Origin of the sequence: Bradyrhizobium sp. BR13661 (assembly GCF_029892425.1) — a bacterium.
Lineage (GTDB): Bacteria > Pseudomonadota > Alphaproteobacteria > Rhizobiales > Xanthobacteraceae > Bradyrhizobium.
The window spans coordinates 1-17,000 of sequence record NZ_JARXWB010000035.1 but is presented as its reverse complement, the minus strand read 5'-3'; the positions used below and the strand labels follow the sequence as shown (position 1 = coordinate 17,000).

The window sequence follows — 17,000 nt, the reverse complement described above, 5'->3', positions numbered from 1 at the left end:
ACGGTTTGCGCCAATGCTATCAATTGGCCGCACCCGCGATGAGGCAAGAGGAACAGTTGTCTTTGATGCGAACTGTTTTCAGCCGACAAACGAGCCAGTTCGAGAATCGCCTCTCGATGACCGCGGTCAGTATGCTCTGGTTTCAGAGATTGCATACTGCTTTTCTTAGGATTAGCCCGACGATCTTCTGCTATAGACGGTCGCCCAGTTGACATCTTCCAGCGCCTGGCAGTTGACAAAGCCTGTTACCGAGCCTCAAGTCTTTTCGCATTCCGAATAGAACACGCCGTTAGCAGCTTCTGTTCGCTCGAGACACTGAGCCGGGTCTGTAATCCTTCCGGCAATCGTGAAGTCGTATCCTTGGCTTTTCAGGACCAGAACATATCGACCTGGTTTGAGGGAGAAGTCGGCGCTTTCAGGTTGGATTAGCAACATTTCGGCATTCCCCGGGAGCGGACGTACTCTAAATGCAAAAGTTATGTTCCGAATATTCCAGGCGCCGGAGACCGGAGCTGTTGTAGGTTTGCCTTTCGCGTCAAACATGTGCGCTCTTGTCACTTGTGCGACCACGCGAACGTCAACCCTTTCAGGAGCGTTGTTCGCGAGGTCACGACGGTAGACAATGAATTTCGCACGGCCGTCCGGGAGAATTATCCGGCTTGGTTGCATGATCGGTGTTGACATCGCAATGCGCTTGTCGGGAACTTGTTCAGATAGTACTTCTAGCTCCTCCAGCGCGCCATTGTTCAAAGCATAAACACCATAGTCGCCTGGAATCGGAAATGCTGGAGGAGGGGGCGGCGTCGGAACTCCTTTAAGCTGGGACTCAATGGTTTGCTGTACGACCTTTTCGGAAGATGTCGGCGCAACCGCTTGTACGAGTTTATCGCGCATCAAAAAGACCGAACCTAGCACCATCGATCCAGCTAAAAATCCACCAAAAATGAAGAGTAGCAAAATCGATGCTACTGCAATTCCCCGAGGCGAGAAAATCTTCCTTCTTTGAGGAATTGCTTCGAGTTCAACCAAATGAACTGGGGCGGGCTTTGTCTCGGGGATATCTGTGCGAAATCTGGCTTCCTGGTCAAAGTACGCGGCAACCTCTGGGCTGGATATAGCATTGGCTGCCGGCAAGGCTGTTACTTGCTCCGAACGCAAGGAAAACTTTTCTACGCCATGAATAGCGACCTCTAGTGAGTGCAAGAGGCTTTCACGCTCGGATGGAGTGGCCCAAGTCAGTTCATTGGCGAGTTTGACCCGCGCGAAATCATAGATTGTAAGTCTAAGTTGTTCTGGATCTCGCTTCACAACTCTAATCAAGTCGGCCAACATCAACGCGAAATCAACTTCTCGATTCAGTCGTTCCGCTGGGGTTTGAGTGAACACTGTTACCTTGTTTGATGCTCCTTCTGCGTGATCTTCGTTATCGCTAGCTGCATCTTGATAAGAAGAATTGGACGATCGCGCGACAGCTGCGTTCTTCGCGTCGCTATCCTGGCTTTCACTATTGTTGAGCTTCGAGGATTCTGATTTCATTCGAGTTTATGAGGCTAACATTGGAACATTTTAGCGAACGATCAAGTCTGCTGCAACGAGCTGAATTTGCTGAAGAGACGCTCCTTTCTGGTCAAAAAGATAGCTTTGCCTGGGTCGATGGCAATCGCAGACTGAAGGGCCTGCAAGGGGGTTCCATCGTCATCGACGACCGTGCTGCTCGAGGATAGGCCTGCTGACCCCCAGCTCTGAGAGTTACTTACAAGAGTGCAGCAGCGGAACTTGCGCCGAGCGATGTTGCAAAACCTTCGATCTTCAGGGGCTGGATGGGTCTGCCGAACCTTGCCTGGACAAGCAGACGAGGCTTTGGCCTAGGTTCAACTTGCATGCGCTCTAGCGCGAGCCGTTAGGTATAAGTCGAAGGGATCGACCAAATGCCGGTTGGATTGGCGTCGGAGGCGGCACATCCTAAGGCACTCAGTAGAGCCAGTCGCGGACGAGAAAAGTGCCATCTTTCCAAGCTCGCCAAGGTTGTAAAGCTCTCTCATCCTATCTTGTCCTGATCCGAAACTTCGAGCGTAAATTCCTTCTGCATGAGTGGCAAAACGCTATCGAGGGCCGCAGTTGCCATGTCTCGATCTGATTTGCCAAAGCGAAGACCCTTTACTTGCCAATTTGGCTCTGCAGAGGATTTGGACGAACTTTGTTCAACAACAACGCCCACAAAATCTTGGCAGCCGACATCGAAGGTTTTGATCGCCGTGGTGATTGCTCGCTCCAAGGCGCTTCGAGAAACAAGTGTACGCCGCGACGGGTCTGCCTTCTTACTGAAAAATGGCACTGCAACCTCGCAAAATCGTGCTCGCGAACAATTTTCAATTTAACAGGCATCGAGTTGAATGCAAATACCGAGCTCCGGCCGCAGTCGGAGGCAATGGGGCGGGTCTAGCGGCCAATTGATAGGCGCAATCGCGATTTGGCTCATAGCACGTCGTCGCCGAGCCATTCTCTTAACTTTTGAGCAAATCTGATTTCTCGCGATGGCGGATATTAGGGATTGTTGCTCGATGCATTGGTGGTGTTGGAAGTAATTACGGGCATTTTCGGTGACCTAACTGACTTGCCGCGTGCGATAATTGCAGCCCTGTTTCGTCTGTTCAAAGCAGTTGGGAGCGGTTGGCGCTTGGGACAAAAGTGCTTGCGTGGGTCAGCCGCAATCGCTTCACCATTCATAGAAAGTGCTGGAATCCCCCGATAGCTTGCTGCACGATAATTGCGTTATCGGGCCAGCGCCGGCGTCTCGGGCGCATTGACCGCCAGTCAGAGGTTGCGTAGCCGACGACCCAATCATGCCATCCTGGATCTTGGGCTAAAGTTGCCCAATCGGCTCGGCGAGCGTGGTATCCGCCGTCTCGTTCTTGCCTGTCGATTAACACCGACGGCATAGTTGCATATCACCGGCTCAACAGGAAGGCAGCTGCAAGGAGGCTTTATGCTCGGGCGCTCCCTCGTCGGTTCAAGAACTATTCCCCTAATGTGATAGCCGTTCGGCATTTTCGAGAAGAGGCACATTATTGCGTTAAGAGGATCAGTCGATGAGCGATGCGATGAGAGAAACTGTTGAAGCGATGCTGAAAAATCGTAGATTAGAGAATAGGAATTCTTATCTCGTGCGTGGTCGACGGTATCAGCAACTGTCGGAAAACGATCTCAACAAACGATGGGCGGAACAGATGAATCGCTGGGCCGATGAATCTATCCTGTTTAATCAGAGAGCTCTAAACGATCTCGGTGTCGAGTTAGACTTGAGGGGGCTTGCCCCACCCATTGATAGAATTGTTGAAGCTAGGTTGAAAATTCTTTCAAAATCCGAAAGAGCCTTGGCAGCAATCTGCGCGAGTCAAAAAGAGATCAAAGAGTAAATGGGGGCCGCTCGATTTTGAGTTACGACAGCTTGGTCGATGCCGCCAAAGACGTGCCGTAAAATTTTCAGTCGCTATTCCGCGCGCCAAAGTCGTTATTTTGGATGGGAGATTTGTCGAATTTCCGTCTTATCAGTTGAAGGTAGTGCATTGCTGATCACACAGCTCGAGGCCTTAATTTGGAGCTGACAAGCTGAAACGTTCGACAAAGTAGACGATGCGTCGCCAATGGACTGCCTCCGAAGTCGCGGATGATCCGGCCCAGCCGGCTGCGCAGGATGCGCAACTGCCGCTGATGCCGCCTGAATTGCTTGGCATGGGCGTCGCGTCTCGCCATCATTGCCGCGGTCTTGGCGACGCGCAGACAGGGCTGCCGCAGCTTGACCCCGTGCTTCCTCGCCATGCGGTTGAGCCCCTTGATCGCCGCGTGCAGCAGCTTGGCAGCTTGGCATCGGTCGGGAAGGTGATCGCCTTCGGCTGCACGGTCACCGACCGTGACACGCTTGAGGTCCTGGCTGCGTTACGCGCCGGCTTCGTGCGCCACCCGCAAGCTCTCGGCCAGCAGCAGCTCCAGCTTGTCGCCGAGCCGCTTGCGCGAGTGGCTCAAATCCGAGGGCTCGTGCGGAAATGAATGCTGGAAGAACTCTTCGCCCGTGAAGTACTGGAAATATGGGTCGTGGACCCAGCGCTCGCACAACCCCTCGTCGGACAGGCCGTAAATCTGCTTGAGCAGCAGCAGCCCAATCACGAAGCGGGTCGCGATGCCCGACCGACCGTTCTCGCTGCAGAGCGGCGCGATCTCCCCGTCGATCCAGTCCCAGTCGACCCTGCCGCGAATTGAGCCAGTTCGTGCTTCATATTGATGATCTGGTCCAGCCTGGCCCGGAACAGATCGCCCGATCCCGTCGCCTTCTGCTTCTTCGGCGGCATCGCCCCCTCCGACGCGACCACGGAATCATGACTGGCTATCCGACGGAATCCTGAAAATGAAATTGCAAGGTTCCGATCCCTGAAGCATCAAAGCCCTGCAATCGCAAAAAAGCCGGCCTGCCAGATTACGATTCCACATCAGTCACTTGGTCGCTCTTAACGGACGACAACTTACTTTGCGATTGATGGCGAAAGATGTGTCGTAGGGATAAAGCGGACCCAATACGGTGTTCGCTTGTCCAGCACGGAGAACTTGAAGAGGTACTCTAAAATTTGGCCGCAATAACAGGTCCTGATATGGACGATGTTACTGCGCAGATCGGCACTGGTCCGTACTGATAATAGTGGCGCAGAAAGAACGGCCGCCAATTCGCGGTCGGATAAATGAAAGGGTTATACGTTGGAACTACGACGCAACCTTGAATGTCAGCAACAGTGACGGCCGCTCGATATCCACGCGCATGCGACTTGCCCTGGGGTAGGCTAAGAGCTGCCGCTGCGATCGCTAAGGATAATATGATCTTGGAGTTCATTGTCTCGACTCCAGCCAATTTCATCTTCTCAGTAGTAGTATTTCAGCTGGGGGGAAGTGTCAATTTCTGCGGCATCATCGACCGCCTGTGCGCTCTTCGGCAAGCGAGTTAGGTTTATGCTTGCCAGTCGGTTCGCGACACGCGCAGCCTTGGGGCCAAACTTGCCGTCATCGCTGTCCTACGTCCAGTCAGCGTTATTTATCGGATCTGGGTATTTCTCGGCCAGTTTTCATAAGAGCTTATATCAGCATCGTTTAGGGTAGGACAGCGCCTGGTCGTGCTCTGCCAAGGCGCCTCATCCGTTTGATCGGCGGTATGGATGCAGCCTGATGGAGCGCGCGGCGATCACCTTCGAATGTTATTCGCTGCCCCCTTGAAATAGCAAAATGAAAGCACATTGCGCTGCCTTATGATCAGAGTCTTCAATGAGCTTTCTTACCTTGCCGCGAGCTTCACGTCCGGCGCAGCGGCGCGCACCTCGGCATCCACCTGGGCTTCGAACTTGGCAAAGTTCTTCTGGAACATACCGACCAGGCTACGTGCGGTCTTGTCGAACTCGTCCTTGTCTTTCCAGGTGTTGACCGGATTGAGGATTTCGCTCGGCACGCCGGGCAGCGCGGTCGGGACTGCGAAGCCGAAATATTTGTCGGTGCGGAATTCGACGTTGCGAAGCGAACCGTCGAGCGCGGCGGTGAGCAGCGCGCGCGTCACCTTGATCGGCATGCGCGAGCCGGTGCCGTACTTGCCGCCGGTCCAGCCGGTGTTGACCAGCCAGCAGTCGACATTGTGCTGGGCGATGAGATCACGCAGCATGTTGCCGTAGACGGAGGGATCGAGCGGCAGGAAGGGCGAGCCGAAGCAGGTCGAGAATTCCGGCTGCGGCTCAGAGCCCAAGCCGCGCTCGGTGCCCGCGACCTTGGCGGTGTAACCGGACAGGAAGTGATACATCGCCTGCGCCGGCGAGAGCTTTGCGATCGGCGGCAGCACGCCGAAGGCGTCGGCAGCGAGCATCACCACGTTCTTCGGCTGCGGCGCGCGTCCGGTGCGCGAGGCGTTCGGGATGAAGTCGAGCGGATAGGCCGAACGCGTGTTCTCGGTCTTGGAGCCGTCGTCGAAATCGACCACGCGGGTGTCTTCGTCGAGTACGCAGTTCTCGAGCACGGCACCGAAGCGGGTCGAGGCTGCGTAGATCTCGGGCTCCGCTTCCTTCGACAGCTTGATGCACTTCGCGTAGCAGCCGCCTTCGAAATTGAAGACGCCGTTCGGACCCCAGCCATGCTCGTCGTCGCCGATCAGCGTACGGTTCGGATCGGCCGAGAGCGTGGTCTTGCCGGTGCCCGACAAGCCGAAGAAAATGGCGGTGTCGCCATTGGCGCCAACATTCGCCGAGCAGTGCATCGGCATCACGCCGCGCTCGGGCAGATAATAGTTCAGCGTGGTGAAGACCGACTTCTTCATCTCGCCGGCATAGTAGGAGCCACCGATCAGCACGATCTTGCGCGCGAAATCGATCGCAACGACGTTCTCGGACTTGCAGCCATGGCGCTTCGGATCAGCGCGGAAGCTCGGCATGTCGATGATGGTGAGCTCCGGCGTGAAGTGCGGCAGCTCGACCGCCTCGGGGCGGATCAGGAGAGTGCGGATGAACAGCGAGTGCCAGGCGAGCTCGGTGAAGACGCGCGTCTTGATCCGGTAGGACGGATCGGCGCCGCCGTAGAGGTCCTGCGCGAACAGGCTCTTGCCTTCGGCGTGCCTGAGGAAATCCTGATACAGCGTCTCGAACTGCTCCGCGGTAATCGACTGGTTGCCGGCCCACCACATCTTCTTGTCGGTGGTGGCGTCACGCACCGTGAACTTGTCCTTCGGGCTGCGACCCGTGAACTCGCCGGTGTCGGCGCAGAGCGCGCCGTCGGCGGACAGCACTGCCTCGCCGGCAGCGAGCGAGTACTGATAGAGTTGCGGTGCGCCCAGGTTCCAGTGAACCTGCTTGAGATTCTTTAAGCCGAATTTGTCGGCGTCGAAGGCACCGTTGCGCACGCCAGTATGTTTCATCACGCTACACACTCAAATAAGCATCTCAAACTCCCTTCGATCAGCAATAATCATGCCATTTCATGCGATCTGATTCACATTTGGGTCGCGGTGTTGCACGATCCCGGCAAGAATTGCGTGGCACGACACCTATATCCGTGTCTGACGACGCGTACGTTGCCAGAGCACCCTCGTAACTTCACAAATTAACGTTCAATCCTAAAGCACAATAGGTTCCAAAATAGGCAGCCACGTTGGTCATCGTCGAAATTCCGTCAAAAGTGATACCTCTAATGTGCCCGCATTTCCCTGATGTGTTGAAGTCTTTTGCTTTCATGCCAATAGTCGATTCAGATGACCTAAATATTTGTGAAGACGGGCAGAGTGGCCAACTCGAGCTTCCGCGATCCGTTGAAGGTCGCAGCCGCCTGTTTGCTGTTGTCTGGGCCATAATCGCGACCGCAGTATCTTTGTGTTGGCTATATCTCATATCTGCGGCACTATGGGCGATTGCGAGCGAGCTTCTGTCTTAAGCTCTAAAGGCGAAGTGCCGCCAGACCGCTAATCGTTGCATTGCCGCGTCCGCTCTCGAGAGAAGTTACGTGACTAAAAAATTTGCGGAAGTGGAAATATGGAAAGTTTAGACCGAGCCTGTTCGAGGGAAAACTCCATCTAAGTATATGTCAAGAGAACCGAGCGTGAGCCCTCTCACGTCATCGATGTCGTCCGGTGCGTGTGCTCATTGCTGCCGTTACCGAATAGTCTTGGACCAAGTGATCGGCTTGCGCTCAACAAAGAATCCCGATTGAGCTGATGCAACCATCTCTGATTGAGACGGGCGTCGGGATGATGGCTTTCGCCCGTGCCGCCTCCTTAAGCTCGCCCGGTGTCCTCCTCCAACACCGGCTTGCAATCGGCGGGGGATTACGTTTTTATCAAGAGGCTGAAAAATCGGCGCTCAGATTTTTAGAAATCGCTTTTGAGTACGGTGAAATTGAGGGAGTTTAGATGGTTGGGTTACGACGGATTTGGTCGGATGAAGAAATCGAGTTTTTGCGAAACGGGCTGAGCGCCGGAAATGCGGTTGAAGCCATAGCCACTCAACTTGATCGCACACCGCAGGCCGTCAAAGCACGAGCCTATGCTCTTGGTCTCACCTTGGGTCGCGTGGGAGCAAAGCGACGGACTCTAGCAAGATACGGCTGAGCAATCGGCCTTAGGTGGCCAGAGGAAGAGTTAGACGGCGCCATCAGGTCGCTGCAGTCCCGATCTCATTTGTTGGAAAATCATAATCGTGTCGGCTTGCTGATCGTGCCGACCGCTATTGTACTTGAAAAATCTGGCTTAATTTTGCGGGAGGGGGCATGTCTGAGGCGAAGCCTATTCTCACCCGAGGAAACGCAATTGGCTATGACCGCCAACGCATGTTCTACCGATTTAGCATGATGAGAGGCCGGGCGTCCGTATCTTGTGAGATCAGTAACGCGGCTCTGGTGGACCTCGCGGGTCGCGCGACCATCGTCGTGATCGACCACGAGGCGGTGTTTCTTAGGCATCGCGACCTGATCGAAGCAGTGGCGTGCAATCTCTTCAGGCGCAATGAGAACATCAGAATTTTTTCCAAACATCTGCGTCGGGCAGTGAAGCGCACCTTCGCGTAAGAACAGCAGCGCGACTAGCTTTCTACATTCGTCAATGCTTATCGCAAAATGAGCTGCGGCGGCATAAGCAATGACTTCTTCGGGTGGAGGTTGCCGCCTCAATGCGGATAGGCCCCCGCCGCTGCCCCGAGCCTCACGGGAGCAGCCAGAGAAACGCCGCACGGGCCAACCAGTAGAGTGCAGCCAGCCATCCTAGCATCACGATGGCGAAGGCGCACAGAATGAAAGTAGCAAACGCCTGACGCACACGTACGTGCGCTCGTCGTTTGCTGTTCGTTTGTTCCGTGCAATCGTTGTGCATGCGATCACAAGTAGATCGGCAGTCGGCCATGTGCAAAGGCGTTCAGACGTTAACCTGAGCGTTTAACGTTAAAGGCAGGCAACAGCCGAGGTTGCGACCCTTGGCAAGCGGCTTGCGACACATCAGCCATAGAGGTCGCAACCGTCTCACTCTGGAGCAGTTTCATGCAGTACCTGTCTCAAATTAATATTCGGAGACCAGTGAAGCTGGAAGCACTCGTCGTTGAATTGAAACGACGTGCCGAATTAATGTCCGCCGACATCGAGGAAGAGGAGGTGCGGACGGGAGTTTCCGACATTTACGATCAACGCTATTCGATGTTGGCACGAACCCTGCGCGGACGCCGTGGCAACCTGCTGGATACGATCGCTACGCTCGAATATCAGTTGCGGTCGGCCGGTTCAGCCTCGCAGGCTGCATAAGGTTCGAACTGGTGTTAGTCCCGGCGATGTGTCTGCTTCGCGGCGCGTTCGTCAGACGAACCGCATCTGCATCGTTCTGAAGGAGGGCGCCCCCTCGCAGCTCTCCGGCATTCAGTTCGATCTGCAGCCACTTGCGCCGGGCGAGTTTATCGAACTTTGTTGCCACGAACGGAGCGGGAAGCGGTCCTCGCCTAATGATCATACGATGACCAATGATAGGCCGCCGACAGGCGGCCCATTTTCTTTCAGCCCAGGCAGCAAAGCGCGCGCCGAGCGCCCGGGGACTTGGCAAATCAGCTGTTCGATGAAGTGATGTTCGAGGGTGTCGAAACCAGGCCGAAATAGGCAAGCAACGGTTCGCGCCGTTCTCCTTGCCTATGCGCAAGAAGCTTTGGCGGGCTTATTGCGGCGCGGCCATGTACATCTTCGAAGTCGTTCGTTGTTTCGGCGATGCGACCGAGGCGCGCGCCCTTAAAAAATTAACTGGCCCACGCAGACCAGTTGAGATGCGTACCGGCAACGAGGGCCGGACCCGCAAGATGCCTACAGCTGCGCCGAAGCCGGCCGCCAAAAGACGGGGGCACCGTCGACATAGTCGAAGCCACAGATGACCTATTTCTTCGGTAATTGATCAGTCAGTTCTTGGGCAGCAAGCTTAAGCTCGAAATCCATGAGTTGCTCAAGAAGCTGACCAACGATGTCGGAGCAATCGGCGTCGGACAAACCGTGCAAGCCGCGTCTGATCAGCTCGCGCTTCAATATTGCCGACAAGACGGTTCTAACGCTCATTACGCAAATACCGACATGAAAACATCTACTAAAAAACACTTCAAATTGATGCGACGCGGTGTTGATGTCAATAGATGCGTTGTCCGCCGCGGGACGCAGCCACGCCGACCGGAACGCCTTGAAGGTAGTTTTGAGAGCCGGGCTTCGGCTCATCGTCTCAACTGCGCGCAAAGGCGCTGACGTTTTCGCCAGTGGCGGCTCTCGCGATCAGCGGCGCGCGGTCTTCCGCCGGCATCGTCGCCAGCGCGTCCAGATCGGCGCTCTTGTCCGACGACATCCCAACGACGCGGTCTGGATCGCGCCCAAACGTACGACCTTGGGTAGTGTCGCGCTCGATGGTTCGCGAGGGCTTCCCTGGCTTGGCCGAAGTATTGGCCGCAAGCTACGCACTAATTCGGCGGACTGCTTTCCCTTGGCCGTCTGTCGATTACTGAGGATCGCCGATGTCTAGATTGCCCAGTCGGTTGGCAAGAGGCTAAGAAAATGGCGTCCCTTAACTCACGTTATGGTCGGAACCTCGCGTCGCTCAGATCGTGCCGAGCATTGGAGATTCCGACCCGCTAAATTTAATGCCGGGGGGTGGTTAGTCTGAATTGGTTCGGGATTCCCAAATCAATGTATTTCTGATTCGCCATGCTGGCTGGATGGATGGGAGGCCAGCATGGATGGGCAAGCCTTATTCTCTGGATCTCCGCAAGCTTGTCGTAGCTGCTATTGAGGGTAGGATGTCGCGCAATCAGGCCGCCAAGCATTTTGGGGTGGCAATCAGCACGGCGATTGGCCGGATGAAGCGGGTCGATGAGTGGCAGCGTTGAGCCCAGCCAGATCGGTGGCTACAAGCCAAATCCGATCTCGGGCGAGCATGCGGTGGCTGCCGTAACGATTCAAAAATTGTAATTTCACGATACGCGGTCTCGTTGCCGAACCTGCCGGTCGCGGCCTGAAGGTCGACTACTACTCGGTGTGGGACTTCTTGCATGCCGCGAGAAGCTCAGCTTCAAAAAAAAAGCGTGGCGGCTGGCGAACGCGATCGACCCGAGGTCGCGCAGCGGCGAGCCCAGTAGACAAAGTATCAAGATCGCACCGAAGATGAACGGTCGGTCTTCATCGACGAGACCTGGACCAGGACCGATATGGCGCCCTTGCGAGGATGGGCCGCCGCGCGGGAGCAGACTTCACGCTAAGGTTCCCCACGGCCGCTGGAAGACCATGACCTTTCCTGGCGCCGGCCGTCGAGTGTTCTCGGGGTCCGGCGGCCGACTAGGCTCAGATGGGCGGTTAGACCGCACCATCCAAGCCGCTAGACGGACATAGCTTCGCCGCAGCGTGCTCCCAAACCCCGTCGGGTATGTCATCGTGGCCCATGCCATAAAGGTAAATCCGGACCGTTTAGAAGGCGTTGCTGCATTTTCCCGGCGGATAACACTTCATCAACACTGCATTGCAATATTTGGTGCCGTGGAAACAGAACATTCCCTCGAAGAGATTTTGCGTAGCCTTCGAGAGCAGGTAAAACGTCGATCAACCTTCGACCAACACCACCGACAATTTCTTGATCGATTGCGTCATCTTGAATGGGTCAAAAGCTCCAAGTTGGACGACAGGCCGAAATCGAAACAGTCTCTTCTCGCAAACGGATGGATGGAAAGTCGGTCTTCAGTTGCGGGCATCGAATATCGCATTACCGAAGCAGGACTGGCGGTATTTACACGGCCGCGTTTGAAAGCGGTTGCACGAGCCGCCTACCCAACGCCTGAATAGGCTTAACGAGGCGACAGTGTCGAAGGCGCTAGAATTAATCGTCGCTGGCTACGTGAAGGTGAGGGATAGACCCGCCCTTACGAGCCTGCTTGCTCACCGCCGCAAAGTGCTCGCCGAACTGCAGGCCGTGTCTGGCATCAACCCGGAGAACGCGGTTAGAGCGATTCAAGCGGAACTGGCGTTGATCGAAGCCGGTCTCGAACAGTTGAAGCCGCCGCCGGGCTCGATGCCGGACAACGAGTGGGGCTAGATCGATCCGCTCAATGATGGCGGCCACGCCTGTTGCACAAGGTCGCGGGCCGGCGCGGTGATTCGCGCTCCATTTCGAGCGTCATCGCACGCAGATCGCCATGGTCGCGCAAGATAAACAATTTAGCGAAAGCTTCGGTGACATAGACTTCACCTGGCGGGGTGCTGGGTTCAATCCTCTCCGTCCAACTGATATGGGCACCGGTGAAAGTCACAGCACCTAGGATCGGATCTCGGATTTCAAATATGGCACCGGCGTCTAAACCGAGCCGCAATCCAAGATTCTCGGCTCGGGGAGCTCCGGCGACGCCATATCGAGCTTTGACGCTTCCGACTGAATGTCCATGGCGCAGCGCGCCGCAGAAACGAGATCAGCAAAAAACCAGGAAAATCCCATCACCCAGGTATTTTTTGTGATGCTTTCGACGGATCGAGGGCTGATGGCCGTCTTCACATGGCTATTAAAGGTTAGCCCAGCGCTCCGACGCTCGGAAAATCGCCAAACCAAATGGCCCTAACCTTGCGCGATGGCGCGTGCTGTGACGTGGACGGCCGATCCGCGGGCTTCTTGCGCCGCGCTGGAAGGTTGCCTCGCTGCTAATCGTTGTTGTTTTCTCTCCGTTGTCCTTTCAGTTTTGAATATTGGCGAACTTGCCTGCGATTTCGTTAGTTTTCTGCCCGTCCCAACCGCCAGTTGGAAGACTTCGGATGAGAGATGTCGTGCCCGCAGCATCGCCGTGCCCTTGGCAAGTTTCGAAGCGTAGGCAAAAACTTTGGGATCGCCGGTATATTGACTGTTTGTAGCATGAACGACGCGCACCGCTTAAGCCAACAATCAAACCGCCGTAGCCATTCTTCGCCTCCGTTGGTGACCGACTCTTTTTAGAAAGCTGTCGGTCTCGAATGGCAGAACGACTTCGAGCTCCGCCTGTCTCCCTAGCAACGCTTCGACAATCAGGATGTCGGCTCCACACCAAAGATCCGTGGCCATACTCGACGTTGTGCGCTTCGAGTTGGGCCTGGATGCGCCGGGCCACTTCTGCCTCTGCTACAGCAGGAAATGGTCGCGGTGTTCCTTGAGGCGTTATCATTTGTCCACTGTAGTGAATGACGGCGCGGTTAGCTAACCTTGAAGTGATTGCATGATCGATCCCGGCGTGGTCGCGAATTTGTATGAGCTGCTGCCGCTTCGAGGCAGCTGCGGTAGGGCTCACAGCTCTCGCATCAGCGTGCTTGATAGTATCCCTGGCTCCGGCAAGGCACTTAATCAGCAGACTTGCAGCGGCGTAGTCGGCTACTAGTGGAGACTAATCTTCTTCGGATTTTGGGCGCGTGTTCGAGAATTGCTGGACGACGCGAGCTGCTAGCTCCATCGCTCGAGCAGAGTTGCGGCTCAGTTCATACAAAGCCGCCACGTGCCAACTCTATCCCAGATATTCGAGCCTGTTGATTCCTCGATGGTTAGCGTGCTCGTACAGCGTTTAACGACTAGTTACGAGCGCAATGCCACTCGAATGAGTGGGTTTCGTCTTGCGGTTGACTTACGATGAGTTGCCCACTTGGGAAGCCATTATCTGCTCCGCGCTGTAGTGGGCCGAAGCCCTTCAGCCGCACATCCAGTACAAAAGCGCCATCGCGGCCCAAGCAAGTCCTGACAGCCAGCCGATCGTAGCGATGATGGCCATCATTAGGTAGCCGCCTGCGTATACTCGCCCGAAGGCCGAGCGGCTGTGGATTTCAACGCCATCAGTTTCCATATTTGCATTCCAATCACAGCTTGTCATCGTGCCTTGCGACCACCGCCCAGAATGTGTTGCATCTCGCGCCGTTTGATTGACAACCGGATGGCGAAAACTAGGCAAAATGCGTTTTCGGGCGTGCTTAAAAACGCATTGCGTCTGATTTCCTTTGTCCTCGACAGTGTTCTCGGTGATCGAAGCTGTGAGCCTACGCTTTCGCAAACGGTACCCCCGTAAAACCTCGATTGCATCGCACAACAACTGGCGCGAATTTAAGCTGGCGTGAATCCAGAGAATCAAGAAGTGTTCCCGATGCCAGATTGTGTCGCTAGAGAATGCAACTGGAAGCTAACTGTTGAGGGCGGGACCAATGGCAGCGGCTTTGCAGATCAACATTGCACTATGGGGAATGATCATCTGTGCGGCCATCAAGGGCGGCGAGTGGTGGGCGGGCGTTTTTTAGCCAGCTAGCCAATTCAACGTCGCGTATTGCTGGATGGCATAGAGCCATCCCAGCATGGTGATGGAAATAACTGGTAAGAACCCCGACGAGAGGACGCGGCGGGCCATGCGCTCAGCCGTGCCGAGTGGCTCAGCCGTGCGCATTCCTTGGCTGGCGCCTATCAAGGGCGCGCCAGTGGCGGCGCCAATGACCGACAATATTCGAGCATAAAGGTACGATGTCGACGAGCAGAAAGCTGCCATCTGTGCGGAGCGCTAGTGGCCTTGAGAGATGATGCCGTGGTCGAATTGTTGTTGGTCTAGCTATCGCAATCAGTTGCTAATCTAAGCTTTCTCAGGAGCGGAGCAAACCCATCGGTTGGGCATTCCTTTGCCGTGCTCGCTCGAACTTTCTCGGCTGACCGCTTGACAAGTTTTTTCGCGATGCTTGCACGCTTTTGCGCTTCCGGCTTCAAAGCGTACGGATCACGCCAGTGACGAGGGACAAAATCAGGCGGCTGCTTAGCACGGCCTATCGGAAGATCGGGCTGAGGATCTTGTTGTACAGCTAAGAAGCTAACCTCCATTATTTGTCCGGGTAGCTCCGCGCCTCTCTCGACCAGAGCTTGCAGCCTATCAGATTTGTTCGTAATGACAGCCGGCGACGGCGCAACGAACTCAAGGAGCGCATCCGATTGTTGGGATGGATCCGATCTGCGACCGCCAATAACAATTGCACAGATTGCAACTAACCCAAGCACTCCAAACGCGATGGCTCTCGGCATTTGCCAGTCCCCACATTGGCAACACCGCTAATTTGCCGTAAAATGAGTTCCAAATGAGGCCTTAGTATTGGGTTAGGCTCGTTTCTTCATTGGCCCAGCGGCGGGTCGCCGAAGCATGCCGCTCGCCGACGGGGCTCTAGTGGTCCGGACGGGCTTGGAACATGCGGTTCAGCGCATGGAAAGCGTGAGCGAGAAATATTGAGATGCTGCGTTACGCAAACGTGTAGCAACGGCAATCTCAGTCATCGGTACCCTCTGCTGCAAGTGCCGAGGAGAGCAGCTTTACCGAATTGCTCGTGAATCGCGTTGATGACCGTTAGCATGATTGCACCCCGTTTCGCGAGTTGTGACGGTATGGCGGGAATGTTCAGTGTCGCTTCGTCGCGAGCGCGAAGTGGTGTCGTGCGGCGCTGCGCGAAAATAAGCTGACTGGCGGCCTGAGCTCCTTGGTCGATCGAGGTCGAGCCGAAGGCGAACAATACAATAAATGGGCTCTACCTTCGCGCGATGGCAGGACAGCGGTCGCTAACATTCTACCCCAGGGCAAGGCCGATGTGCCGGCCAATATGACGTTCGCTGCACCGGACTAAGCTGCACTCGACCAACCTCATCGAGCGCCTTAACCGCGAGATCAAGCGGCGGACCGAGGTCGTAGGCATTTCCTTCCAATGATGACGCCACTGTCCGTCTCATCGGCGCGATCCTGCTCGAGCAAAGCGATTAATGGGCCGTCCAGCATGCCCCTGCCTGAGGCTGGAAACCACCCCGCCGTTGAGCGATGATCCAACCGATAGGCCTTCCGGCTATCGCGAGCTGATCAGCCCGGCCCATGCCGGTGAACGCGATGAACCGCCGCCAGCTTCACCGCGCAACGGGACACGATTCCTCAACCGCACCAGTTTCGCTCCGGAATGGTCAAAGCGGGTCGTCAAGAACGCGATCAATGCGAGTAAAAGTGGCGCAATATCAACGAACCAGCCTTAGAGCCGGCCGCACATAACGGTCTGGTTGCAGGTTCGGCAATGGTCTCGCGAGACAAAAGCGACCTGACAGCATCGGTTTTTGCCCAAGTTCCGCGTCTGAAAATGAGCACATGGCGGCAAGGCTGGCGGCAAAGTCCCCTCCGCTTCGGACAAGGGAGTCATGCTGTAAGCTAGCCGAATGCCGGATAGGACCGTTGGCCTTCTTTTGGGCTCGGTTGCATCTGCTCACCTACACGTCGAATTCACGCGATATGAAGGTGCACGGAGACGCTCGTGACGCAGCGTTGAGCGGAATTGGCTAACTGCATTCTGCTTGATGCTTGAGCCGTGCGGAAGGAGTGCGATCTCGCCACGATCGCCTCTTCCGGCCCGCTACCCGCCAACCGGCGCCTGACCTGCGGTTATGCGCGCTGATGCTGTGGCCGCTTACCTGGATTAATCGTGACACAAGTGAGTCGGTGCGCGGCCTCGGCCGAGGTGAAGCGCCTCCGCCGATGGATTATCATGGATTCGGACGTCAGCTGGTTTGTCAGAATAGCCGCTGACCGATTGTCGGAATGGCTGTCGCGAGAGCTACTAAGCGATTGAAAGCTTGGGGGCACACCCAGGCTCGTATCTGGGACCCGCTGATTAAGAGGCATCTGAACCCTTTACTCATGCATCCTCATTCCAACAATCTATCGTCGTTCAAGTCGCTCAGGAAGCTGGTTAGGAACTCCAATTGTCGGGATGGCAGACATATGTCTGGATCCGACAGCAAGCAGTGACGCTGGGTAAACGAGGTAGAGTGAGATCTGTCGCGATGCACAAAGTATGCGAGGGGAATCCAATTCTGTTTTTGTCGTTTGTGCGCGAGCGGCTTTCGCCGCACCGGGCTCTCGTGTTGGGGTGGACGGCCCCCTTCCGCCACACTGCGTGGCAAGATGAGGTCGTCGCTGACCTCAAACGAAGGAGCCGCC

13 protein-coding genes and 2 pseudogenes are annotated in these 17,000 nt (G+C 55.6%); 9 read left to right on the top strand and 6 right to left on the bottom strand.

All coding sequences use genetic code 11. The features are described from left to right. Positions 1–255 precede the first annotated feature (255 nt). A complete protein-coding gene (locus tag M2427_RS35995) occupies positions 256–1,536 on the bottom strand; it encodes a hypothetical protein (protein WP_280711551.1) in 1,281 nt (426 codons plus the stop codon). 20 nt (positions 1,537–1,556) lie between these two features. Between M2427_RS35995 and M2427_RS35990 the strand changes: the two genes are divergently transcribed. Beyond that, positions 1,557–1,724, top strand: coding sequence for a hypothetical protein (locus M2427_RS35990; RefSeq protein WP_280711550.1), 168 nt, complete (start codon positions 1,557–1,559; stop codon positions 1,722–1,724). A gap of 314 nt (positions 1,725–2,038) precedes the next feature. On the opposite strand, the gene M2427_RS35985 is transcribed toward M2427_RS35990, so the two are convergent. Continuing rightward, positions 2,039–2,335, bottom strand: a complete 297-nt coding sequence (locus tag M2427_RS35985; RefSeq protein WP_280711549.1) for a hypothetical protein — start codon at positions 2,333–2,335, stop codon at positions 2,039–2,041. A 754-nt stretch (positions 2,336–3,089) separates the two neighbouring features. Between M2427_RS35985 and M2427_RS35980 the strand changes: the two genes are divergently transcribed. Next, a complete protein-coding gene (locus M2427_RS35980; protein ID WP_280711548.1) occupies positions 3,090–3,416 on the top strand; it encodes a hypothetical protein in 327 nt (108 codons plus the stop codon). A 244-nt stretch (positions 3,417–3,660) separates the two neighbouring features. Here M2427_RS35980 and M2427_RS35975 read toward each other — a convergent pair. Together M2427_RS35975 and M2427_RS35970 are read right to left on the bottom strand one after the other, a co-directional pair. Beyond that, positions 3,661–4,346, bottom strand: a pseudogene (locus tag M2427_RS35975) (transposase); the annotation flags it as partial. Positions 4,347–5,314: 968 nt separating this feature from the next. Further along, positions 5,315–6,931, bottom strand: a complete 1,617-nt coding sequence (locus tag M2427_RS35970; protein WP_280711605.1) for a phosphoenolpyruvate carboxykinase — start codon at positions 6,929–6,931, stop codon at positions 5,315–5,317. An 825-nt stretch (positions 6,932–7,756) separates the two neighbouring features. Between M2427_RS35970 and M2427_RS35965 the strand changes: the two genes are divergently transcribed. From M2427_RS35965 to M2427_RS35955, 3 genes are all read left to right on the top strand, one after another. Further along, positions 7,757–7,918 (top strand): hypothetical protein, encoded by a 162-nt coding sequence (locus M2427_RS35965; protein ID WP_280711547.1) that lies wholly within the window; start codon positions 7,757–7,759, stop codon positions 7,916–7,918. A gap of 356 nt (positions 7,919–8,274) precedes the next feature. Continuing rightward, on the top strand, positions 8,275–8,571 hold the full coding sequence (locus M2427_RS35960) for a DUF1488 family protein (RefSeq protein WP_280711546.1): 297 nt from the start codon (positions 8,275–8,277) through the stop codon (positions 8,569–8,571). 465 nt (positions 8,572–9,036) lie between these two features. Further along, positions 9,037–9,294 (top strand): hypothetical protein, encoded by a 258-nt coding sequence (locus M2427_RS35955; RefSeq protein WP_280711545.1) that lies wholly within the window; start codon positions 9,037–9,039, stop codon positions 9,292–9,294. 612 nt (positions 9,295–9,906) lie between these two features. Here the strand turns inward: M2427_RS35955 and M2427_RS35950 are convergent. Then, a complete protein-coding gene (locus M2427_RS35950; protein WP_280711544.1) occupies positions 9,907–10,236 on the bottom strand; it encodes a hypothetical protein in 330 nt (109 codons plus the stop codon). A 512-nt stretch (positions 10,237–10,748) separates the two neighbouring features. Between M2427_RS35950 and M2427_RS35945 the strand changes: the two genes are divergently transcribed. The 3 genes from M2427_RS35945 (at position 10,749) to M2427_RS35935 (ending at position 12,094) form a co-directional block, all read left to right on the top strand. Further along, a complete protein-coding gene (locus M2427_RS35945) occupies positions 10,749–10,898 on the top strand; it encodes a helix-turn-helix domain-containing protein (RefSeq protein ID WP_280711543.1) in 150 nt (49 codons plus the stop codon). Between the two features lie 541 nt (positions 10,899–11,439). Continuing rightward, on the top strand, positions 11,440–11,844 hold the full coding sequence (locus tag M2427_RS35940; RefSeq protein ID WP_280711542.1) for a hypothetical protein: 405 nt from the start codon (positions 11,440–11,442) through the stop codon (positions 11,842–11,844). A gap of 16 nt (positions 11,845–11,860) precedes the next feature. Next, positions 11,861–12,094, top strand: a complete 234-nt coding sequence (locus M2427_RS35935; protein WP_280711541.1) for a hypothetical protein — start codon at positions 11,861–11,863, stop codon at positions 12,092–12,094. 1,603 nt (positions 12,095–13,697) lie between these two features. On the opposite strand, the gene M2427_RS35930 is transcribed toward M2427_RS35935, so the two are convergent. After that, entirely contained in the window at positions 13,698–14,132 is a 435-nt protein-coding gene (locus M2427_RS35930; RefSeq protein WP_280711540.1) for a hypothetical protein, read from the bottom strand. A gap of 1,477 nt (positions 14,133–15,609) precedes the next feature. On the opposite strand from M2427_RS35930, the pseudogene M2427_RS35925 reads away from it, so the two are divergent. Beyond that, positions 15,610–15,875: pseudogene (locus tag M2427_RS35925) on the top strand (transposase); the annotation flags it as partial. Between the last annotated feature and the right edge of the window lie 1,125 nt (positions 15,876–17,000).

Bases quoted from the DNA above. Each gene is read 5' to 3' on its own strand.
- M2427_RS35995 (WP_280711551.1), bottom strand. From the start codon at position 1,536: ATGAAATCAGAATCCTCGAAGCTCAACAATAGTGAAAGCCAGGATAGC.
- M2427_RS35980 (WP_280711548.1), top strand. From the start codon at position 3,090: ATGAGCGATGCGATGAGAGAAACTGTTGAAGCGATGCTGAAAAATCGT.
- M2427_RS35970 (WP_280711605.1), bottom strand. From the start codon at position 6,931: ATGAAACATACTGGCGTGCGCAACGGTGCCTTCGACGCCGACAAATTC.
- M2427_RS35965 (WP_280711547.1), top strand. From the start codon at position 7,757: ATGATGGCTTTCGCCCGTGCCGCCTCCTTAAGCTCGCCCGGTGTCCTC.
- M2427_RS35960 (WP_280711546.1), top strand. From the start codon at position 8,275: ATGTCTGAGGCGAAGCCTATTCTCACCCGAGGAAACGCAATTGGCTAT.
- M2427_RS35955 (WP_280711545.1), top strand. From the start codon at position 9,037: ATGCAGTACCTGTCTCAAATTAATATTCGGAGACCAGTGAAGCTGGAA.
- M2427_RS35950 (WP_280711544.1), bottom strand. From the start codon at position 10,236: ATGAGCCGAAGCCCGGCTCTCAAAACTACCTTCAAGGCGTTCCGGTCG.
- M2427_RS35945 (WP_280711543.1), top strand. From the start codon at position 10,749: ATGGGCAAGCCTTATTCTCTGGATCTCCGCAAGCTTGTCGTAGCTGCT.